Genomic DNA, 22,487 nt, shown 5'->3' with positions numbered 1-22,487 from the left:
GATGCCGAAACTAAGTGTCATTCTCCCTGCACGAAATGCTGCTACTACTGTCGAGCAGGCTGTGTCCAGCACTCTGCGTGCCCTGCCTGACGACGCTGAACTGGTTGTCCTTGATGATGGTTCCACCGATACCACCGCAGCAGCAGCGTTGCGTGCCGGGGAAACATCCAACGGGCGAAACAGTAGGCTCAAGGTAGTGAGCCGCCCAGCTTCAGGCGGGATCGCTCACGCCTTGAACTGGTTGATCGACAACACTGATTCTGAGTTCATCGCAAGGATGGACGCCGACGATATCAGTGCCCCCTGGCGATTTCGTACTTCCTTACCCGCGTTGCAGCGTGGGGATGACGTGGTGTTCCAGCAGGTTGCCTTCTTCTCGGGCAAAGTGCTGAGACCACAGCCACCGCTGGGTATTCCCTCTGAGGTGTTTCCGCTCTATTTGCTCCTGACCAATCCGGTTTCGCACCCGACGATGGTTGCCACTCGTGCAGCCCTCAGCGAAGTCGGTGGTTACCGTCATGTGCCAGCTGAAGATTACGACCTCTGGATTCGCTGCGCAGTGGCAGGTTTACACCTGCAGCGTCAGCCATTGTGGGGGCTGGCATATCGGGTGCATCCGGCTCAAATTACCGCCTCTGATCAATGGCGCACAGCCTCGTGGACTAACCCAGACCAAGCGACTGCGTATGCTCAGTTGGCTAGTCAGGTGGTTGGAGTCCCTATTGAGAGACTGGTATCTGCGGCACTGCTTCCCGTCGATAAGCGGGCGGCAGCGCTGGAGCGCGCCGAGCGGTACCTAGGACGGGCCATCGCCGCGACGTCCCAACCACACCGAATGCTGTTGCAACGCAAACTGCGCACCAAACTGAACTGGGCGCGGCAGTTCACGACCCCAACCGATGCTGATTTTTCCAAGCCCATGACCGAAGGAATGCCATGACCACAAAACATGTGACGGAAGCTGGAGCTGTCTCAATGGCACAGCTCAGTTACATCGTTCGCAACCGGCGTCTGTGGATACTCCTAGGGGTTGTGTTGGGGATTGTCGTCGCCATGGCCTACCTGGTCACAACGCCTAAGCAATACCGGGCAACAGCCGTAGTGAATATCGTTCCTATTAGTTCTCAGCCCGTGGCCGAAGGGAAAGCGGCTTCAAGCCTGATCGACTTAGCTACGGAAAAGCAGCTGGCTGAGTCCGCCAGCACCGCAAAAGTCGCTGCTGACGCTCTTGATTGGCGCTGGACCCCTGAGCGACTCAGAAGTGGTGTAAAGGCCAGTGGTGACCCAAATGGCACGGTCATCAACATCAGCTATTCCGATTCCAGTAGGGAAGACGCAGTCGCAGGTGCCAACGAACTGGCCGACGCTTACCTGCTGGTGCGTACAAACTTGGCTACCGAACGTGGCAAAGACCTGGAAAAATCCCTCGACCAGGAAATCGATCGTTTGGAAGGAGAACTCCGGGAAGGACAAAACAACGTCTCCGGCCCACGAGTGGACGACGTGCGTGCACAAACAATTCGCAGCGCGATTGAGACACTTCAAGACCGAAAACTTACTATTGCCGGGTTTGCTCCCCGGTCGGGTGAAGTGATCACTCCTGCGCACATGGGTAGCGCGCAGGAAACGCCGGAAAAAACTAAGATTGCTGTGTTGGGAATTCTCGCCGGACTTTTTGTCGGTGTTTTGTTGGCTTTCGCGGTTCACCTCCTTTCCCGTAAACCTTCCGACGACGAGGATCTCGAATTTTTGCTTGGGGTTCCGGTATGGCAAGCCGAACGCGACGTACCTCCTAGCACGCGTTGGGAGCTAGCAGCGGAGTTCGTCCGTCATGCAAGTCACGAATCCCACGCAACTGCAGTGCTTGTGGACACGAGCTCCCCGGAAGCTGTTGTTGCTGGAAAAACAGTGACCTCGGCTTCCGGCGGTGCGTTGATTGATGTCAATAAGACCCGGGGTGCGTTGCTGCGCAGCCTCAATACTGCTGACGCTGCCATTTTGGTGGCACCGCTGACGTGGACAAAAAAAGAGTTGCTGCAGCTCAAGGATGATCTAGAAAATGTTGGTACTAACTTGCTTGGCGTGGTCCTGGTAGATGAGGGGCTTCCTACACGTGAAGAGACGTCCGTATACGACGAGGAGGACCCCAGCACAGCTGCTTTCGGAGGTGCGGACCCGGATGCTTCCATTCCTCCAACTCCGATATGAAGACAACCTGATCGGACACCTCACCGGATCGCGGCGTTGCCGCCACAAGAAGAGGACAGCGGTTTGATAGATAATCAGCGCAGCCTAGTCGGGGTTCTGGATACCGAAACGATGGAACTAGGGGTGATTTCTGGGGATTTCTCAGCGCCGCGGGCAGCAATTCTGGTTCGAAAAGGTATCCGCACTCTCGGATACACCTGGTTGGATGGCACCTATGATTTGGTAGAGCGAGCGATTGCAGCTACAGAAGGTGCTGATGCGCAACGCGCTTGGGATTGTTGCAGTGGTTCGCAGCTTAAAGCAAGCGTAGTGCTTTGTACCTTAGGATCTACTGCTTTGCTGCGAATTGCAGTGGAATCTTTGTTGACCCAAGACCATGAAAATTTTGAGTTGATCGTCGTTGATAATGATCCAACGAGTGGCAATGTGGCCCAACAGCTAGAAGCTATCTCTGATCCTCGGTTACGTATTGTGGCTGAGAGCAGGCGAGGGCTGTCGTTTGCGCGTAACACGGGTGTGAGCGTTTCCACCGGTGACGTGGTTGCCTTTACTGATGATGACGCTATCACCGACCGTCACTGGCTCTCTGCCCTACTTGCTGTGTTTGAAGCAGATGATGAGGGGCGTGTGGGTGCGGTTACGGGCCCAGTCTTTCCAGCGGAACTGCTACATCCTTCGCAACGCTTTTTTGAAGCCCGTGGTGGGTTCCCGAAGGTCACCTCGCCTACGGTGTGGTCGCTATCGAAAAGCAACGCCTCAGTTGTCGGGTTTGGCGAACCTGGCGAGGGCGGGCCGCTGTATCCTTTCGCTACCGCGCGGGTGGGGGCGGGCGTATCGATGGCTTTTCGACGGGCAGTTCTGGAGGAAATCGGTCCATTTGATACGTCACTTGGCGCGGGCACTCTAACCAACGGTGGCGAGGATCTTGATGCCTTCGCGCGCGTGCTGCACGCCGGTTTTGCGATCATCACGAACCCGGACGCTATCGTCCATCACGTGCATCGCCGAGATCTCAGTGGCCTGGAAAAACAGAGTTTTGGCAATGGCACCGGGATGGCCGCACTGCTGTGCAAAACGGTGGTGCACCGTCCTCAATCTATTGTGCAGCTGGCAGGTCGGATCCCCGCAGTGGCGCGTAGGTTAGCGCCCGGATCTCAGCGCATGGTCGGGTCAGATCCGGATGTGCCGCGATCATTGACTAAGGCAGAGATCACCGGCTTCGTGATAGGCCCGTGGCGATATTTACGTGCTGCGGCAAGGCAGTGGCGGTCATGGCGCTAGCTCAGCCACGCACAGCTGTGGATCGGTTGCCCGGCTGGCCTGTTGTGTTGCCTTTTGCCGGCTACCTAGCCTGGTGGTTGCTAGGTATTGGGGATTTCGTATGGCTCATAGCAGGCGTGGTCATGGCGGTGTATTTGTTGAGCATCCGGGAGTTTCACATCCCAAAGCACCTGCTGCTGTGGCTGCTTTTTTGCGGTTGGGTCGTGGTGTCCCTTGCTATGAATGACACTGCGGGACGTATCGTGGGCGCCACCTATCGGCTGCTGCTATACGCTGCGGCGGGGATGTTTGCTGTGTACCTTTACAACGCTCGTCGAGCACTGCCAATGCTGCGGGTTAGCCGCGCCATGGTGTGGCTGCTTGCGGGTATGACGCTGTGCGGATACTGGGCGTTGGCAATGCCTGAGTTGGTTATTCGTACACCGATGTCCTATGTCATCCCGGGGGCGTTGCAGCGTAATCCCTTGGTTTCTGACATGGTGGTTCGCAGGCTGACCCAGTGGAAGCCAGATGCGTGGGTGGAACAAGCCGTTCGGCCGGTGGCACCGTTTTTGTATGCGAACACATGGGGAAACGTGTACTCGGTTGTGTTGCCTTTTGCGCTGATCTACTTGTGGCTTACTTGGCGAACTAAGCGAAAATGGTGGGCTTTGGCCATCGTGCTAGCCAGTGTTCCTCCGGCACTATCTACCCTCAACCGCGGAATGTTCATTGGCCTCGGTGTGGTGGGGCTGTGGGTGATTGTGCAATCCTTGCGTCGCGGGTTCATAGTGCCACTACTCAAGTTTGCCGCAGGGATGGCGGTAGCCAGCGCAGCGTGGTTCTTTTCTCCGTTCGGTGAAAACTTCTTTTCGCGAATTGAAGAGACAAACTCTACGGAAGACCGCAAAAGCCTGTACCTGGACACTTTTGACCAAACGCTGATTTCCCCGCTGTTTGGGCATGGTTCACCGCGTCCTGCGGAGTACCCGTGGTTACCTTCGCTCGGAACTCAGGGACAGCTGTGGACTGTCATGTACTCGCATGGGTTTATTGGCCTCGCGCTGTTCTGGGGTTGTCTAGTGGCAGTAGTGCTTTATTCTGCGCGACGAACTGATTTCGTGGGAGCGATGCTCGGTGGCATTGTTCTTGCTTCCATCGTGGAAACGTTCTACTACGGCATGATGACCGGGATTATGGTCACGATGGTTGCCATAGGAATGCTGCTGCGGCCCACGGAAGGAGCTAACAGCGGGGATCGTTCGGGAATTGAAGATCTGCCAGCTTCCACTGTCCGTCGACCTTCTCGAATGAGGCGAGCAACGCCGAGCGTTGCTCCTCGGCGGGGACGTGTGCGTTGACATGCACATTGTTCTTATCGAAAAGCTTAATATCAGTGCTGTCCACGCACAGGTGCGCGTTCATTACATTCGGTGTTTGGCCTGGGGTGATCTCAGAATGGATGACCTTAGCTGCGCCTTCCTGGCGCAGTCCATTAGCTTCCAGTTCTTGGCGTTCGTTTTCCCGTGCCTCTAGTGCAGCGCCGGTAAGAACGTGTGTCAGATCAATGTTGTCCGTCGGTTGCTCCAAAACGGTCATACTTTTTTCTATTGCGTCTGCCACGAGGTCTGGGGTGATACTTTCTGCGTCGGCTTGCGTTGGTGCAGCGACAGTTGATGTAGACCGTTGGGGAGTGGGATGTGCTGCATCCTCGGACGATGCGTGGCTGCTGGAACTTGCCACTGCCTCGGTCTTAGAAGCTAATGAAGGATCCTTGTCCGTGCTGCAGGCCACCAGGCTAGTAGCGAGCAATGCAATGGCCGACAGTTTGCCTCGTGTTGACTGGGTAAACATTGTGCTCCGCTCATCCGAAAGACCAATGGAATACGCAAACCAATCCATCAGTAAATTCATAAAAAAGCTTAATTTTAAAATCATTCTATACTCAGGATCTAGCATTTACTGCAATCGGGTACTGGCTAGGCCCTGCTCAGTGGAAAGGAGCCGATCCTATGGTGGCTAGTCACCAAGCCCAACGCAAGGAGTTAGCTCGCGGTGGATCGCTGAGTTTTGTTGGCTCAGCGTTTAGCGCGGGCATGGGTTTCGTACTCACCGTGATCGTATCCCGCTTGATGGGGGCGGAGGGCGCCGGTCTGTTCTTCCAGGTCACAGGTATCTTCGCTATGGTGTTGGCCTTCGCAAAATTTGGAATGGACTCTACCTCCATCTACCTGATTCCTCGTGTAAAGGTAGACGACGCTCCTAAAGTGTTTTCGGCAGCTGTAGCCTGCGTTGGTACGGCGCTGGGGGTGAGCGTGCTGCTCACCGCAGTGATGGAAGTGCTGTCCCCCTTCATCTGGGCCGAGGAAAATGGCGTACTGCGCGATGCCGTGCGGGCGGTGATGCTGCTGGTTCCTTTTGGGGCTGTCATGCTCACAGTGACGGCGATCTTGCGATCCCTTGGCTCTGTGCGGGAGTACGTTCTGATTTCTAACATCGCGCTTCCGCTGCTGCGCCCCATCTTTGTCGTCATTGCAATCCTAGGTGCGGGCTCAATCGCTGTGGTCTCGGTGGCGTGGGCGGTGCCGTTTGTCCTGCTTTCTGTTGTTGCTGGAGGCCTGGTCATGCAGCACATTAAGGTGCTGGAGGGTGCGGTGTTGGGGCCTCGGTTGCCATCCTGGCAGCGATGGTTCGAAGTGTGGCGTTTTGCTACCCCGCGTACTGTCTCGGCTGGTTTGGAGCAAGCGCTGGCTTGGCTTCCTGTCCTCATGATCGGTTGGCTGCTGAGTGACCAAGCTGCAGGTGTTTATGGTGGTGCAGCGCGGTTTATTCAGGCAGGGCTGCTTGTCGACGCCGCATTGCGTGTTGTAGTTTCCCCGAAGTTTTCGGCGCTGCTGCATCGGAAACAAAATGAGCAGGTATGTGAACTGTACACAACGGCATCAATATGGTTGGTGCTCTTGGCGTCACCGGCATATGTCTTGTTGGGCATCTTTTCTCCAGTGTTTCTGGGGTTGTTTGGGGAAGAATTTGTTCCTGGAGCGCTGTCGTTGTCCATCCTGGCGTTGGGTATGGCGGTCACCTTCATGGCTGGCAATATTCATTCGCTGCTCATCATGAGTGGTAGGAGTGGATGGGCTGCTGCAAATAAAGCAATTGTGCTGGTCATCTGCGTTGTGGGAAACCTAGTGCTCATTCCTGCTTTCGGATTGCCGGGAGCAGCTCTGGTGTGGATGGTATGTCAAGTGCTTGATGCGTTACTGGCTGCCGTTGAAGTGCGGGTGTTTTTGGGAATCTCCATGCAGCCCCTTGAGGTATTGCGTCCATTAGCTGTCGTGTTAGCTGCCTTTGGGCTGCCAGCTTGTGCGGTGTTGGTCTTGTGGGGCAACACTTTGATGTCGTTGTGTGTGACGGGGGGTGGGGGTGTAGTCGTCTTCTTTGTTCTTTGTTGGAAGTTGCGTGAAGAGCTGCAGTTGGATGGCTTACTGGCTACGTTGCACGCTCAGCAAAACAGATAACAACAAAGTATTATTAATAGTAGCAGTAAATTATATTCAGCTAACCTCGCTCTTATAAACAGGGGTAAACACTTATTTTTTACCCTGCAAGCCTGGTTTAATGACAGAAAATTGCTGAAAACCTAAGAAAAACATTAATGTATCAAGTTGTAATTCTTGTACGCTAGCTGTCTGAGTGTGACTACTTGATCCACCGACGGCGATGCGGATCGGTGGCAAAGGTAGAAAACATGCAACGACTTCGTCGAGTCAGCGCACTCGTCGCAGGCATCCTACTCAGTGTGACCAGTCTCGGGGTTCCTCCCGTAGCACAGTCCGCTGATGTGGTTGCGGGTTCTGTCGTCCGAGACGGTACGACGTCAGCAACAGCAGCAGCATCCTGTTGGGAAATTAAACAACAAGCTCCCCAGAGTAAAGACGGTGTTTACTGGCTCTACACCCCGCAAATGTCGGCCCCTGCACAATTCTTTTGTGATCAAACCAGTGCAGGTGGCGGCTGGGTTCTCATTGGTAAGGGGCGGGAAGGATGGGATCGTTATCCGGACGGCCAGCGCACTCCTGCGGACCTATTGACGCGCAACCGCACGCCAGAAGACTTCCCAGTCGCGCAGCTAGCTGCGGAAAAGATTGACGGATTGCTCGCTGGCACTGCGGTGAATCAGTTGCCGGAAGGCATCCGCATCGTGCGATCCGCTGACAGTGCCGGCACCCAGTTCCGGGCAATGAACCTCATTCCGGAGCGAATGACAACATGGTCGTGGAGCTTGGCATCAGACCACGCACCACTGTTCCGGTACGAAGATTTCGGTCAATGGTTCAAAGCAGCATCCATGGACGAGCGCTTTGGCATTGACTCCATGTGGCGATCGCTCGATTTGACAGAAAGCAATCAGCGGGAATACCAGCTCGGCTTCGCCTATGGTCCTTTCGCATGGGGAGGTAGCAAAGATCCGGGAGACTTCTTGTGGAGTGCGACTGGCAACATGCCTGTGCCCTACACGGAGGTCTATATTCGGCCTCGAGTTTCTGCCAGCGACCCGCGTTTTGAGCGCATCGCTGATTCAGGTCTGGACTCCTCTCATCAGCGCCCAATAGCGTCGAACTTCGCTTCTCCCACCACCTGGGGAGTGACGGGGAACCTCAATGGTCGCACCACCGAAGGTAATGCGCCCGTCCAGGCATTCGCGGAAATCGGCGATACCATGTTTGTCGCTGGTAACTTCACTCAGGCCGAAGAGCGTCGGAGTAGCACTGTGATGCCGCGTACCGGCATCGCAGCTTTTGACAAAACCACCGGCGAACTACGCCCAGAGTTTAACGTCACTTTGGATAACCAGGCCAAAGCGCTTGTGGCAATGCCCAACGGGAAATTGCTCATCGGTGGAGATTTTCGCACCGCTAATGGCCAGCCCCACTCCGGCACTGTGCTGGTTGATCCCGCTACCGGCGCCATCGATGAGACTTGGAACCTGCAGATTATCAACCGACTATCCGGTGGCATGGTGAGTGTTAAATCCCTGGCCTTAGGCGGAGACAAGATCTACGTAGGCGGAAACTTCACGCACTTCACCACGGGCCACAACCACTTCGTATATGGCCGAGCTGCGGGGCGCGTGAATCTTAACGGCACCCCAGATCGGAGTTGGAATCCCGAATTTAATGGAACGGTACTGGATATCGATACCGATGAATCTGCTTCCACTGTGTATGTTGCGGGGTACTTCACTACTTCCGGCAAGACGACAGTAAAGAAAGCCGCAGCGATCTCCGCGGCGCCTGGTGCAGCAGTCGATTCCAAATTAAACTTCCAGGGCAGTTTTTTCCACGAACCGCAAACCTATCAACAAGCAGTGGACCACTCCGGTGGTTTGGTGTTCTTTGGTGGCGCGCAGCATGCGCTCTTTGGCTATGACCCAGAGACTTTGCAGCGAGTATCAGGGTCCGTGACCAAAACCCGAGGCGGGGATTTTCAAGCAATAGCCTCCGATGGCTCTGTCACGTACGCAGGTTGCCATTGCTCGCAAAACACCTATGAAAATGCCTATTCGTGGCCTACATTGAGTAACGAATGGACGCGTTCGGACAACATCCAGTGGTTCGGAGCATGGGATGCTGCTACTGGAAAGCAGCTTGGTCAGTTCTCTCCGTACAAGCTCAAATCGAAAAATGCGGGCGCATGGGCACTGTTTGTCGCTTCTGACGGTGCGGTGTGGGCAGGTGGAGACTTCACTGGTTCGTTTACCACGCTTAATTCCTCGCAATGGAATGGGGGATTTGTTCGTTTTCCAGCCAAGGACGTCCAGCCCCCTGCAGCGCCAACGCAGCTGTCCACTTCGGGTACAACGGCTGACTCAGTGAACTTGAGTTGGGAGCCTGTTGCAGATGCGGAAAACTACCAGGTGCTGCGTGATGATCGGGTAATCGCAACAGTTAATGCGCCGCGTGCCCGGGTCCCGCATGGCGGAGAGAATCGATTCTTTGTACGGGCCGTCGATAAGGCTGGCAATTTCTCAATGACAACGCCGGTGGCGCACGCCCCGAGCCCGCAGGAAGCGGAAAACAACCCAAGCGTTCTCATCGGAGCAGGGGAATCGTGGCAGTACTCCTATAACCAAGGCCCTGTCGAAGCTGGTTGGAACCTGCCAGCGGCTGATCGTAGTTCGTGGGCGGAAGGCGTCGCGCCACTTGGATATGGTGGCAAGTTGCTGACAACCCAAATCACCCCACCGGCAAATGGGCGACCGATTACTACGTGGTTTGCCAAGGACTTTGAGGTGACTGATCCGAAGAGCTTCACGACGGCCACGTTGGAAGTTGTGGCAGATGATGGCGCCGTGGTCTACCTCAACGGCCGTGAAGTCAGCCGAATTCGAATGGGATCCGGCGCCGTCACTCCCGATACCCGCGCCAACGGTGCTGTACCCCTGGGAGCTGCGCACGCGGAGCGGCACTCGCTGAGCATTCCGTCATCTTGGCTTAGCGCCGGAACTAACACCATTGGAGTGGAAACGCACCTAAATTATCGAGGTAGTGCGTCGATGAGCTTTGACGGGTCGTTGCACATTAGCGACTTCACACCGGCCGTCGACTCGCCCACGCAACCTGACCTTCCAACGCTCACCAACGAAGAGGAGCTGATCGGGGCTGGCAGCCAATGGCAGTACTGGTCCCAAGATGAGGAACCAGAGACACACTGGCACACCGCAGGTCAATTGACCGACTGGCAGCAAGGATCGGCGCCCCTTGGTTGGGGAGAAACATCCCTGGCGACGTCGATTGAGTTAACCGGAACCAAACGTCCGATTACCACGTACTTCGCGCATGACTTGAGGATCGATAAGGAAACGTTGCCCGCGGACGCCGTGATTGAGTTCCGGGTCCGGGCTGACGATGGAGCGTTGGTGCGAGTCAACGGAATGGAAGTCGGGCGGTTGCGGCTTGATGACGGGGAGATAAACCACTTCACCTACGCCAACCGTGCAGTTCACACTGAGACTGCCGCCGCAGAGCCCCTCGTAATCCAAATCCCCGTGGCGTCGCTCCATGATGGCGCCAACCGAATCGGGGTGGAAACACACGTCAATTACCGCGCCACACCGAATGTGACCTTCGACATGACAGCAAAGGTGATTAAACCATGACAACCAAAACAGCTTTTCCTGATGTAGTGGACTCGTTCGCGCGGGAAATCGCCCGTCCCGGCACGGTGGTCACCTGGCTTAACCACTGGTCAGTTTTTCGCACTGACCGGGAGGAACTCGCTCTCATGAGCGCGATTGGAATTGACGGTACCCTATTACAACTGCTCCTCATGAGGAACGGCTTAGGGATTGGTCGTACCTCCGCCGACCTGGTATTGCCAGTGCTTTTCGACGACATCTTGCAGCCAGGTTCCCGGATCGCCGTTATTGGCGCAGAACCAGGCATCGCGCGTGCAGCCGCCCAGCGGATCACCGCGCATAAGGCAATTGGTTTTGATGGTTTTGGTGAGCTTGCAGAGCTGCGTCGCGACCCACATAAGCTCCACGAGTTTCGCCCGGATGTCATCGTGCTGGGATTAGGCGCTGGCCTGCAAGATACCGTCGCATTAGAAATGCATCGACTGTTTCCGGAAGCCATCGTCTGTACCGCAGGAGGCTGGGTAAGCCAGCTAGCCAGCAAACAGCAATACTTCCCGCCGATTATCCACAAACTACGACTAGGGTGGGCCTGGCGCATCGCTCATGAACCTCGCAGGCTAATCCGGAGGTACACCATTGACGCAGTCGACTTTGTCAAGCGACGAAAAGACGTAGTCGGGTACTTCAAACGACTACCACATCGTGTGACCGCTACCGGTTTCCAACGCTAACCTTTACAGGGGGCAGCTGTAACAGCTGCCCCCTGTAAAGGTTATGCGATAGGGATTTCCCGCGCGAGACAAATCCCTTCGCCTTACTAGCAGAAAAACGCAGGTAGATGAAGGCTGAAGGCGTAGCAAATTGCTGCGGAAAGCTAATCGCTATCCGCAGCGCGGAAATGTGCGCTTACCAGCTCTAGTAGGCGCCCTCACGGGATAGAACGACCTTGAAGGTGCGGAAAAAGATCTTGGTATCCATAGCTATACTGCGGTGCTCGACGTAATGCAGGTCTAAGGCAATGGCTTCCTCCCAAGGGAGATTGGAACGCCCCATCGTTTGCCACAGTCCCGTGATTCCTGGTTTGACATCGAATTTGTGCAGGGCGCGCTGGTCAAAGTTTTCTACTTCACGTGGCAGTGGAGGTCGTGGCCCGATCAGAGACATGTTGCCCTGCAACACGTTGAAAAGCTGTGGAAGCTCATCGAGGCTGTACTGGCGAAGGAACGTCCCGAGTTTCGTGACACGGGGGTCGTCCTTCAGTTTAAAAAGCACATTGTTTCCGGCTCGTTCCTCTGAACCAGCAGTGACCTCCATGAGATGGGGGAGCATCTTTTCGGCATCGGTGCGCATGGTGCGGAACTTGTACATCCTAATCGGCTTTTGGTTGTGACCGACACGGAGCTGGGTGAACAATACTGGCCCACCGTCTTGCAGCTTGATCAAGAGTGCAATAACAGCCAGTAGCGGAGAAAGTATGATGATAGCGCTGAATGCAAAGCTGGCGTCAAAGACTCGCTTGATGACAAGGTAGGTAGCGCTTTCCGTTCGAGGCGGGTGAACATGTGTCTGCTGGAGCGGAAAAGAGTCGGCGATGACGGGGGTGAGTACAAGTTCGTGGGGCTGGGTGCGCATAGTCTCTCCTCGTTCGCAGCATTCTGGCCAACGAGATGAATTTCATCTATAGGAATGGGCCTAAGTTCCGTTGGCGCAGATCGCACTAAAGGGCCTAAATAAAAGCTGAGCAAAACCTCAGTATTAGACTTAGATACTAAGAGGATGTTGATGTTTTGTCAAAAATACATTCGCCCACATGTCTCGCTGCGCTGATAGACAAGAGGGGGTTCGTGTGTGTAGCGGGTTTTACTTTTATGCCTGATGGAAGGAAGTTTTGGTTAACGGGAATCCGCTGTTAAGGTTTCCGTTTTTAATCGAGATGGAGGACGGTTAACGGTGGGATGGTGCATCCCGGCCTGGAAAACAGGTTTACTTCAGATAAGTGAAACATAAGATTTAGATAAGTTCAGGTGCCTAAGGTGTGATGTCGGAGGTGGTGTGGAGCTCGCCTGTCGATGTAGGGGATGGGTTTAGTTACGGTAGGGCTTGCTATAACAATGAACTGCGTTAACCGCCACATAGGGGTAAACGTCATTTAATGCTTTCCGTGTGATCTAGATCTCCCTATTGTGTGTTGCAAGACACATGTAACCCGAAGGAGATCATCATGACGTACACAATCCCACACTTCATCGGCGGCAAGAAGGTAGAAGGCAACACCGCGAACACCGATGACGTGATGAACCCATCCACTGGCCAGGTGCAGGGCCAGGTCCCGCTGGCTTCCACCGAGGAAGTCAATGACGTGATCGCTAATGCTGCTCAGGCGCAGCAGGGTTGGGCGAAGACGAACCCACAAAAGCGCATCCGCGTCATTATGAAGTGGATTGCACTGATCAACGAGAACATTGATGAGATCGCTCGTACTCTTTCTCTCGAGCACGGCAAGACCTTCGACGACGCCAAGGGCGACATCATCCGCGGCACGGACGTGCTCGAGTTTTCCCTCGGCGCACCACACCTGCTCAAGGGCGAGTACACCACCTCCGCAGGCACTGGCATTGACGTCTACTCCATGCGCCAGCCACTGGGTGTGGTCGCTGGTATCACCCCGTTCAACTTCCCGGCGATGATCCCGCTGTGGAAAGCCGGGCCAGCGCTGGCTTGCGGCAACGCCTTCGTCCTCAAGCCATCGGAGCGCGACCCATCTGTTCCGGTTCGCCTGGCGGAGCTGTTCATCGAGGCCGGTGGCCCAGCCGGTGTGTTCAACGTGGTCCACGGTGATAAGACTGCGGTAGACGCGATCCTGGACTTCGATGTCATCAAGGCAGTCGGCTTCGTGGGCTCCACCCCGATCGCGCAGTACATCTACGAGCGCTGCGCTGCCACCGGCAAGCGCGCCCAGTGCTTCGGTGGTGCGAAGAACCACGCCCTGATCCTCCCGGATGCTGACATGGACCAGGTCGTTGACGCCATTGTCGGTGCCGCCTACGGCTCCGCTGGTGAGCGTTGCATGGCTATCTCCGTGGCTGTGCCAGTGGGCGAGGAGACCGCCAACACGCTGCGCAAGAAGCTCGAGGAGCGCATCCCATCCCTCAGGGTGGGGCACTCCCTGGACCCGAAGGCCGACTATGGCCCGGTGGTGGCGCAGTCTGCACTCGATCGCATTAAGTCCCTCATCGACGAAGGGGAAAAAGCCGGCGCTGATCTGGTGATCGACGGCCGTAGCAAAGGCGCCACGGACTCCGACTTCGAGGGCGACTCCCTGGAAGGTGGCTACTTCATCGCCCCGACCCTTTTCGACCACGTCACCCCGGACATGAGCATCTACACCGAGGAAATCTTCGGCCCGGTCCTGAGCATTGTGCGCGCCGAGTCTTTCGAAGAAGCCATCAAGCTCCCTAACGAGCACGTCTACGGCAACGGTGTAGCGATCTTCACCCGCAACGGGGCCGCTGCCCGCGAGTTCGCTGAGCGCGTGCAGGTCGGCATGGTGGGCATCAACGTTCCAATCCCAGTGCCGATCGCGTACCACACCTTCGGCGGTTGGAAGGCCTCCGGCTTCGGCGACCTGAACCAGCATGGCCCGGACTCCTTCCGCTTCTACACCAAGACCAAGACCGTCACCTCCCGCTGGCCGTCCGGTGCTGCCACCGGCGCTGACTTCTCGATGCCACAGATGGACTAGGAAGGACTACTCATGAGCACAATCGCATTCATCGGACTCGGAAACATGGGCGGCCCCATGGCTGCCAACCTGGTCAAGGCAGGACACACCGTCCGTGGCTTCGATGTCATGGAGGAAGCCAAGACCAAGGCGCGCCAGAACGGCGTCGACGTGCAGGAATCCGCCGCTGCAGCAGCAGAAGGCGCCCAGGTGATCTACACGATGCTGCCGAACGGCAAACTGGTAGACGCCGTGTTGACGGAGATCCTGCCGTCGGCAAGCGCGGGTGCGCTGTTCATTGACAGCTCCACCATCGCCGTGGCTGACGCACGGGCCGCAGCGGAGAAGGTGCAGGCTGCAGGCCACCGCTTCCTCGACGCACCGGTCTCCGGCGGCATCGTCGGCGCAGAGGCAGGCACCCTCGCCTTCATGGTCGGCGGCGACGAGGAGGTCTTTGGTGAGGCACGCCCGCTTTTCGACGTCATGGGCCGCAGCGCCACACTCTGTGGCGACATCGGTGCCGGTCAAGCCGTGAAAATCTGTAACAACATGATCCTTGGGGTGCACCAGATCGCTATCGCGGAAGCCATGGTCCTCGGCGAGCGCCTCGGCCTGGATCCACAAGCGTTCTTCGACGTGGTGTCCAACTCCACCGGCGCGAGCTGGGCGCTCACCACGAACTGCCCAGTCCCCGGCCCAGTGCCTAACTCCCCGGCGAACAACGACTTCAAGCCTGGCTTCGCCAACGCATTGATGAACAAGGACCTGGGGCTGGCGAAGGCCGCGCTGGAGGAAACGGGCACCTCAGCGGTGCTGGGACAAGCAGCAGCTGCGTTTTACCAGGAGACGGTCGACGCCGGATTCGGAGACAAGGACTGCTCCTACGTCATTGAGTTGGTTCGTGACCGTTAATGATGTCCTGGACTAACTCGGCGTAATAGCCAGTGATGTCAGCGGGGGAGAACTGCTCAAAGTCGGTATCTCCCACGCGACGCATCAACGACAATCCAGTAAGAAGCGCCATAGCCGCCTGGGCCCGCAACCGCGGATCCGGCTCCGGGTATGGCGCTTCCGCCCGAATACGCGCCTCCAACACTTCCAGGATGTCTCGCTTGATCCGCTCCCCAATAGCGCCCAAGTGCCTCTCCGAACCATCCGTCACCGTCATGGTGCGAATGATGGAGTAGTGGGCGGTGGTGGGAGCGGTCAATGTTTCTGCGATGGACGTCTTCCCGAGCTGATCGAAAGGCCCCTTAAACATGGCTTTCGCGCTCGTCGAAAAATCCACGGTTTTCTCGAACAAGGTCTCCTTGCTCTGGAAATGCTTAATAATCAGCGGGGCGCTCACCCCAGCAGCCTCCGCAATTTCCTTCAAGGACACTTGGGCGAACGTCCGCTCGCTGAACATCTGACGCGAGACCTCCAAAATCCGGGTCTTGGTATCAGAAGGCGGGTTCGCAGCCTGACGGCGCTCATTGGATTTCATGGCACTCGACTCCCTTGCGTTGGCTTGGTTCGACTACCCACCTTATTTGAATGAATCGGAGCTTTTCATGGTTATTCCAATGATCGGCATCTTCCTGTCGCTGATCGTGCTGATCGTGCTCGCCTACCGAGGCCATTCGGTCGTCATCGCAGCACCCATCGCGGCACTTCTCGCCACCGCGCTCTCAGGAGCCCCACTGCTGGCCACCTACACCCAAATCTTCATGCCAGCATTGGGCAAGTTCATCACTAACTACTTCCCGCTCTTCCTCACCGGAGCGATTTTCGGCCGCTTGATGACGGTCTCTGGTCTGGCACACGACCTCGCACACGGCATATCCAAGGCCTTCGGAGCCAAACGCGCCATGGCCTCCACCGTGCTGGCCACCGCGCTACTCACCTACGGTGGCGTGAGCGCATGGGTAGTGGCGTTCACCATCGTCCCGATTGCCACCGCGCTGTTTAAAGAAGCTGGCATCCCGAAGCGACTCATGCCGGCAGCCATCGCATTTGGCACCATCACCTTCGCCATCGCCGCGCTGCCAGGAAGCCCGCAAGTACACAACGTGATCCCCACCAAGTACTTCGGCACCACCTCCTACGCCGCCCCTGCGATTGGCCTCATCGGCACAGCGATGATGCTGGTGATGGGCATGATCTGGCTAGAGTATCGCGTTCGAGCGCTGCATCGCGCCGGGGAACTGTATGAGCCGGCAGGCGGGTCCGATTCCGGGGCCACCGCCTTGAAGGAACTGGAAGACGCCGAAGGCGGCCACTCCGTCATTCCAGCGCATCGGGTCGAGGGCAATGTGGCGATCCGTGGCATCCTTGGTTTCATCCCCATCGCCGTGGTGGTGGCGATGAACTACCTGTTCATCTACGTGCTTTCCAAGCAGATGGACTTCAGTTACCTGGCGGAAAAGAAGTTCGGCGGGGTGAAACTAGAAGCGGTGCTGGGAACCTGGTCGGTCACCGTCGCCATGGCTACCGCAATCATCGTTATCTTCCTCATGCGCCCCGGTCTGTTCGGCGTCTTCATCGAAGGCCTCGGTGACGGTGCGAAATCTGCCATCCTCCCGGTATTCACCACCGCCAGCGAGGTCGGCTACGGTGCGGTGATTGGCTCGCTGGCGGCCTTCACGCTGCTTCGCGACGGCGTGTTCTCCATCGCTGATAACGCCCTGATCGTGGGCGTTATCTCTACGGGCGTCATCGCTGGGATCACCGGTTCGTCCGCCGGAGGCCTCTCCATGACCCTGGAAACCTTCGGCGCTGACCTGGCTCAGATGGCCACCGAGCAGGGAATCTCACTCGAAGCGATGCACCGAATCATGGCAATGGCGTCCGTGAGCTTCGACTCGCTGCCTCACAACGGCGCGGTGCTCACCATGCTGCTCGTGTGCGGCATGACCCACAAACAGTCCTACAAGGATGTGGCAATGGTGACCGTGGTGATCCCGATCATCGCAGTGTCGGTCCTGCTTGCGGGAACTGCTGTGTTTTAACCATGATAGGGACTTTTTAGTGGCGACAAATCCCTACGCCTTCCACTGGTGTTTTCCCAGGTAAATTCCGTGGAAAGCGTAGGGGTTTTTCCTCGTCATACATCGCTATCGCTAGCGGCGCACAAACAACGCCGCGGTATCGGCGGGCACGGTGTCACTGTCCCCGCAATCCTGGCTACTGAGGAGTAACCCCCAGCCTTCTGGGACGGCGCATGGTTCATTGAATGTCACTACGATCAGGACATCAGGCCGTCCGTGGTCACGAGCGGAGTTGATGAATGCCAATGAGCCACTACCGGCGTCGAATTTCTGAAGTGAGCCCCGGCCAAGCTCAAATTCCTTCCGCAGCGAGAAAAGCTTCTTGAAAAAGCTCAGCTCAGAAGCAGGATCTTTGGTCTGCACGTCCACGCAAAAGGCTTCCCAATCCGTGGGCTGGGGTAGCCATGTGGATTCCGCGGTGGTGAAGCCAAAGTTGGGAAGCGTGGCTGTCCACGGCAACGGAATTCTGCAGCCGTCTCGGCCAAGTTCTTTGCCTGCGGTGCGGGGGAACGTGGGATCTTGACGGGCGACGTCAGGCAAGGATGTGTGTTCTGGGAGCCCGAGTTCTTCGCCTTGGTAGATGTAGGTGGAACCCGGCAGGGCGTTAATCAATGTGTGTGCCGCTCGGGCACGTAGCCGCCCGAGCGTAGCGTTAGGTTGTGGGTCGGTGGCACCAATGCCATTGGGCCGAGCACCAGGAATATCCAAGCCTAGGCGTGAGGTGGCTCGTACTACATCGTGGTTGGACATCACCCACGTGGCCGGTGCGCCGGTATGCTCCAGCGTCCGTAGGGAGTAGTCGATCACGTTCTGCAGATCTGAGCGGTTCCACAGGCTGGCGAGGAAATCAAAGTTGAAGGCCTGGTTCATTTCATCGGGTCGAACATATTCGGCCAGCTTTTCCGGAGTGTCCGCCCAGACCTCAGCCACGAGGAGTTTGTCCTCGCCGTACTCGTCCAGTACGGTGCGCCAGCTGCGGTAAATCTCGTGGACTTCCGGTTGGTTCCACATGGGTGGGGGAGGGACGTCGTCGTCAGTGGTGCCCTCGACCATCTCAAAGTGGAACTGCCAGTTGGGAAGGTCGAGTGACTTGCACAGGCCGTGAGCCACGTCCACCCGAAAACCGTCCACGCCTCTGTCCAACCAGAACCGCAGGATGCTCTCAAACTCTGTTCGAACCTCAGGGTTATCCCAAAATAGATCTGGTTGACTGGTGTCGAACATGTGCAGGTACCAGGAGGTATCCGATTCCCATGCAGACCCTGGGGCATCGGGCCTCGCCTTCACCTGGGTCCACGCCGGCCCGCCGAAAACGGATTCCCAGTCGTTGGGAGGCAGCTCGCCGTTGTCGCCTTGGCCAGGCCGGAACCAGTATCGGTCACGCTCTGGGGAACCTGGTCCTGCGGCGAGCGCCGACTGGAACCAGGGGTGCTGGTCAGAGGTGTGGTTGGGCACCAAATCGAAAATGATGCGCAGTCCGATGCTGTGAGCGTAATCGATGAGGTTTTCCACGTCTGCGCGGGTCCCATACATGGGGTCGATATCGCGGTAGTCCGCTACGTCGTAGCCACCATCACGTTGCGGGGAGACATAGAACGGGGAGATCCATACCGCGTCGGCGCCCAGATCAGCGACATGGCGGAGGTGCGATTTAATGCCTGCGATGTCACCGTGCGGCTGGGACGTTCCAGCGAAAGACTTGGGGTAGATCTGGTAAATAACGGCATGCTGCCACCATTGGTCGGGTGAGTGCTTACGCATTAGGAACGATCCTTTCCCTGGGAAGAGGACAAAATGACGGCGGTGAGTGCAGGGACGGCTACTGAGAACTCGCCGATCTCTGGAAGCTCACCTGTGCTGAAGATAGGGCGCTCGGCACCGGAGACAATAGGGTGCTTGACTACGTGGTGGTGCAGATTTATCACCACCAGAAGCGTTTCATCTGCTGTGCTTCGTAGGAAGCTGAGCAGCTTCGGATGGGGCTCATCGTGGCCGTCCTCGCTGCAGAACTCGACGTTCGCGGATGCTCCCAATGCAGGATGCTGCTGCCGGAGCCCAATCAAGCTGCGCACGGTTTCCAACATCGTGCCATTGGCGCCTTCTTGGCTGGTAACACTGACAGCAGGATCATCCCCTACCGGCAGATAAAGCAAATCTGTTGCCACGTCAGAAAAACCAAAGTTTAGTTTGTCGCTATCCCACTGCATGGGGGTTCGGGAACCGGTGCGTGCATAACCGCCTTCGTGGGTGGGCAACTGCCGGTAGGTCATCCCGATTTCGTCGCCGTAGTAGATGAAAGGGACGCCGGGCATCGTGAGCAGGAACGTGAAGAACAGCTTTCGTTCCGCTTCATTGAGGCGAGGTGCCAGGCGGGGGCAATCATGGTTACCAGAAATCAGGCTGAAAAAGCCACGACCTTGGATCTGGGCAAGCTGCGGCAGGTAGCAGTCCAAGAATTCTTGCGCGGTGGATTCAGAGTCAGAGTTGAAAAAGCTAAGGTCATTGACTCTATCGAGCGCAGTGTCCGTGTTACGCACGAGGTGGTTGTACCCATTCCCACGCCAGTCGAGGTAAAAATCTGCGTCAAAACCAGCCTCGACCGCTTGCCATGGTTTGCCCCATTCTGAAACGAAGAAGGCATCGGGAAATTCTGCTTTTACTTCGGCGAGGATGTTTTGCCACACGGTGATGGTTGTGGTTTTGTCGGTGCCGTCGTTTTTCACCAGTGAATCTGCCATGTCCACGCGGAACCCGTCGGCTCCGCGTGCGAGCCAGTACTTGAGCACATCAGCCATCGCTCGCCGGTTCGCTAGGGGGCCCGGGGCGTCGATAGGCTGCTGCCAGGGCCGTGTGATCTCGGCGAAGCCATAGTTTAGGGCCGGCTGGGACTTGAAGAAGTTCAGGATGTAGGTGGCATCGCGGGGCGTTTCCCCGCCGATGAACGGCATGCCGTCGCCGTGATCGAACGCATGCGAGGTCCAGATGTAGCGGTCCGAATATGCGTTGGGTGTCGCCTCGGAACTAAGCGTAAACCAAGGGTGCTGCTCGCTGGTATGGCTGGGAACAAGATCGAGGATCACCTTGATTCCGCGTTCGTGTGCAGCGGAAAACAGGGCGATGAGATCGTCGTTGGTGCCGTAACGCGGTGCCACCGAGTAGTAATCGGCCACGTCGTAGCCGCCATCTTTGAATGGGGAGGCAAAACATGGGTTGAGCCAAATTCCGGTGATACCCAAACTGGAAAGGTAGTCCAGGTGCGTTACGATGCCGCGTAGATCCCCGATGCCGTCTGAGTTCGAATCAGCAAAGCTAGCAGGGTAAATCTGGTAGAACACTGCGCTTTCTACCCATTGGTTCGACTGTGTCATCGTATGTAGTCCTTAGGTTGACGTCATCTGGCCACAGGTTACGGGAACTAACGCAACTAAAAGTGGGTTTGTGTTGGACAAAACATATTTTGTTGGCCGGCGACCATGGTTATAAGTGGGTTTGATAGTTGTCTTTACCGGTCAAGATACCTACTTTGGGGGATTTTTGAAGGCTTTGAGTCAGTGAGCGGAGCTGGGGAACAAACAATAACTGCTGGTTGTAGTCATGTTTGTTTTGGTTGTAACCGGTGTGAAATAACTATCATCAAAAATCTATATATCAGAGTCGCTGTTTAGGCTACGGTGAAACTTAGTACTTCGAAAATGTCCGTTTGTGTATGCGTATGTGTGCAAGGGCCATGGGCGGACATTCTCGCTTGTTCGTGCAGAAAGGGACTATCCGTACATGTTCAAAAGCAAGAAACTAATCAGCGTACTTGCCGCAACGACCTTGGCATTGGCTGGCTGCTCTGGCGGTTCTGACTCTGGTGACTCCGCAGGATCCGCTTCCGGTGACGTTCAGCTCACCGTTTGGTCCTCCCAGGAAGATCAGAGCGGCAATGACGGCTGGCTGCAGCATGTTGAAGCAGAGTTTGAAAAGGCAAACCCGGATCTCAAGATCACGTGGAAAAACAACGTAGTGTCACCAGCAGACGCAGGTGTCACCGTCAACCAGGACCCAAGTGCTGCGGCTGACGTGTACATTTACGCCAACGACCAGCTCGGCTCCCTGCTTGACGCTGGCGCAGTAGGCGAGCTCTCCGATGACGGCATGGCCCAACTGGAGAAGCAGGCTGAAGGCACCATCGCAGACTCGATCAAGGGGCAGGACGGCAAGTCCTACGGTGTCCCGCTTGAGCCAAACACCTGGTTCATGTACTACAACAAGTCGAAGCTCAGCGTTGACGACGTCAAGTCTCTCGACACCATGCTGGAAAAGGCGAAGGTCTCCTTCCCACTGTCCAACTCCTGGTACCTCCCGGCCTTCTACGCGGGCGCAGGCGCAACCTTCTTTGGCGCCTCCGGTAACGACGCTGCTGCCGGCATTGATATGGGCAACAGCGCTGCGGATGTAACTAAGTACCTGTCCAACATGGTGAAGAACCCTAACTTTGTCAACGACGTTGATGGTTCTGGTATCGGCGGTATGAAGAACGGCTCCGTGGACGTTGTGTTCTCCGGTTCTTGGGATGCCAAGAACGCTCGCGAAGCCCTGGGCGATGACTTCGGTGTCGCAGCTCTTCCTACCTACAAGCTGAACGGTAAGGATATTCAGCTGAAGGCATTCTCCGGTTCCAAGGCAACGGGCTACAACCCACAGTCCAAGAACGCTAAGGTCGCTTCTCAGTTCGCTGCTTTCCTGGCAAACACCGAATCCCAGAAGTCTCACTACGAGCTCACTGGTGTGATTCCTTCTGACCTGAACCTCAAGGATGACGCCTCGGTTTCTAAGGATGAAGTAGCAGTTGCTCTGTTCGACACCGTCTCCAAGGCTGCCATCCTGCAGCCAACCATCAAGGAGATGTCTCAGTTCTGGAACCCAACCGAGAACTTTGCGAAGGCACTGACTAACGGTGAAGTCACTGAGGCTAATGCCGCAGAGAAGACTGAGGCCTGGGCTGGCGCACTGAAGTAGCTGGTAGCTGCCTAACTGATGAGAGTGTTGAGCCCGGACTTAGTTTCGGGCTCATCGTATATCTCTACCTTTTCAGGGCAGCGTGGCTGCTCACTAATCCAACACATTGCAATGTGAGAAGGGAGAA

The 22,487-nt window shown here is 56.4% G+C and carries 16 protein-coding genes; 11 read left to right on the top strand and 5 right to left on the bottom strand.

What is annotated here, in order from left to right:
• Position 1: 1 nt before the first annotated feature.
• The 4 genes from HW450_RS05335 to HW450_RS05320 all read left to right on the top strand — a co-directional run bounded on the left by HW450_RS05335 (position 2) and on the right by HW450_RS05320 (position 4,829).
• Positions 2-940 carry a glycosyltransferase family 2 protein gene (locus tag HW450_RS05335; protein WP_182386951.1) on the top strand — a complete coding sequence of 313 codons (939 nt, stop codon included), beginning with the start codon at positions 2-4 and terminating at the stop codon, positions 938-940.
• On the top strand, positions 937-2,208 hold the full coding sequence (locus HW450_RS05330) for a Wzz/FepE/Etk N-terminal domain-containing protein (protein ID WP_182386950.1): 1,272 nt from the start codon (positions 937-939) through the stop codon (positions 2,206-2,208). The genes HW450_RS05335 and HW450_RS05330 overlap by 4 nt, the downstream gene beginning before the upstream one ends.
• Positions 2,209-2,271: 63 nt before the next feature.
• On the top strand, positions 2,272-3,489 hold the full coding sequence (locus tag HW450_RS05325; RefSeq protein ID WP_232843340.1) for a glycosyltransferase family 2 protein: 1,218 nt from the start codon (positions 2,272-2,274) through the stop codon (positions 3,487-3,489).
• A complete protein-coding gene (locus tag HW450_RS05320; RefSeq protein WP_182386949.1) occupies positions 3,480-4,829 on the top strand; it encodes an O-antigen ligase family protein in 1,350 nt (449 codons plus the stop codon). Before HW450_RS05325 ends, HW450_RS05320 begins: the two co-directional genes overlap by 10 nt.
• Here the strand turns inward: HW450_RS05320 and HW450_RS05315 are convergent.
• Positions 4,714-5,322 (bottom strand): hypothetical protein, encoded by a 609-nt coding sequence (locus HW450_RS05315; RefSeq protein WP_182386948.1) that lies wholly within the window; start codon positions 5,320-5,322, stop codon positions 4,714-4,716. The two genes, HW450_RS05320 and HW450_RS05315, sit on opposite strands and share 116 nt — an antisense overlap.
• 158 nt (positions 5,323-5,480) lie before the next feature.
• Here HW450_RS05315 and HW450_RS05310 point away from each other — a divergent pair, with 158 nt between their 5' ends.
• The 3 genes from HW450_RS05310 to HW450_RS05300 all read left to right on the top strand — a co-directional run bounded on the left by HW450_RS05310 (position 5,481) and on the right by HW450_RS05300 (position 11,337).
• On the top strand, positions 5,481-6,986 hold the full coding sequence (locus tag HW450_RS05310) for a flippase (protein WP_182386947.1): 1,506 nt from the start codon (positions 5,481-5,483) through the stop codon (positions 6,984-6,986).
• A gap of 230 nt (positions 6,987-7,216) precedes the next feature.
• The gene (locus tag HW450_RS05305; RefSeq protein ID WP_182386946.1) at positions 7,217-10,627 is read left to right on the top strand and encodes a fibrinogen-like YCDxxxxGGGW domain-containing protein; all 3,411 of its coding nucleotides are present in this window, start codon (positions 7,217-7,219) and stop codon (positions 10,625-10,627) included.
• Entirely contained in the window at positions 10,624-11,337 is a 714-nt protein-coding gene (locus tag HW450_RS05300) for a WecB/TagA/CpsF family glycosyltransferase (protein WP_182386945.1), read from the top strand. The genes HW450_RS05305 and HW450_RS05300 overlap by 4 nt, the downstream gene beginning before the upstream one ends.
• Positions 11,338-11,521: 184 nt before the next feature.
• Here the strand turns inward: HW450_RS05300 and HW450_RS05295 are convergent, their stop codons facing one another.
• Positions 11,522-12,238 (bottom strand): sugar transferase, encoded by a 717-nt coding sequence (locus HW450_RS05295; RefSeq protein ID WP_182386944.1) that lies wholly within the window; start codon positions 12,236-12,238, stop codon positions 11,522-11,524.
• 589 nt (positions 12,239-12,827) lie between these two features.
• Between HW450_RS05295 and HW450_RS05290 the strand changes: the two genes are divergently transcribed.
• Entirely contained in the window at positions 12,828-14,348 is a 1,521-nt protein-coding gene (locus tag HW450_RS05290) for a CoA-acylating methylmalonate-semialdehyde dehydrogenase (protein ID WP_182386943.1), read from the top strand.
• A 12-nt stretch (positions 14,349-14,360) separates the two neighbouring features.
• Positions 14,361-15,239: a 3-hydroxyisobutyrate dehydrogenase gene (mmsB, locus tag HW450_RS05285; RefSeq protein ID WP_182386942.1), complete on the top strand. Its 879-nt coding sequence runs from the start codon at positions 14,361-14,363 to the stop codon at positions 15,237-15,239.
• Here mmsB and HW450_RS05280 read toward each other — a convergent pair.
• Positions 15,214-15,813, bottom strand: a complete 600-nt coding sequence (locus HW450_RS05280; protein ID WP_182386941.1) for a TetR/AcrR family transcriptional regulator — start codon at positions 15,811-15,813, stop codon at positions 15,214-15,216. The genes mmsB and HW450_RS05280 overlap by 26 nt on opposite strands.
• Between HW450_RS05280 and HW450_RS05275 the strand changes: the two genes are divergently transcribed.
• Positions 15,812-17,317, top strand: coding sequence for a GntP family permease (locus tag HW450_RS05275; RefSeq protein WP_331251792.1), 1,506 nt, complete (start codon positions 15,812-15,814; stop codon positions 17,315-17,317). The genes HW450_RS05280 and HW450_RS05275 overlap by 2 nt on opposite strands.
• Positions 17,318-17,428: 111 nt before the next feature.
• Here HW450_RS05275 and HW450_RS05270 read toward each other — a convergent pair whose 3' ends face one another.
• Positions 17,429-19,117 (bottom strand): glycoside hydrolase family 13 protein, encoded by a 1,689-nt coding sequence (locus HW450_RS05270; RefSeq protein ID WP_182386940.1) that lies wholly within the window; start codon positions 19,115-19,117, stop codon positions 17,429-17,431.
• The gene (locus tag HW450_RS05265) at positions 19,117-20,724 is read right to left on the bottom strand and encodes an alpha-amylase family glycosyl hydrolase (protein ID WP_182386939.1); all 1,608 of its coding nucleotides are present in this window, start codon (positions 20,722-20,724) and stop codon (positions 19,117-19,119) included. The genes HW450_RS05270 and HW450_RS05265 overlap by 1 nt, the downstream gene beginning before the upstream one ends.
• Positions 20,725-21,130: 406 nt before the next feature.
• Here HW450_RS05265 and HW450_RS05260 point away from each other — a divergent pair, with 406 nt between their 5' ends.
• Positions 21,131-22,360 carry an extracellular solute-binding protein gene (locus HW450_RS05260; protein ID WP_182386938.1) on the top strand — a complete coding sequence of 410 codons (1,230 nt, stop codon included), beginning with the start codon at positions 21,131-21,133 and terminating at the stop codon, positions 22,358-22,360.
• Positions 22,361-22,487 lie beyond the last annotated feature (127 nt).

The organism is Corynebacterium hindlerae (assembly GCF_014117265.1).
Taxonomy (GTDB): domain Bacteria; phylum Actinomycetota; class Actinomycetes; order Mycobacteriales; family Mycobacteriaceae; genus Corynebacterium; species Corynebacterium hindlerae.
Note: the sequence above shows the minus strand (reverse complement) of the source record. Positions and strands in the feature narration are given on the sequence as shown.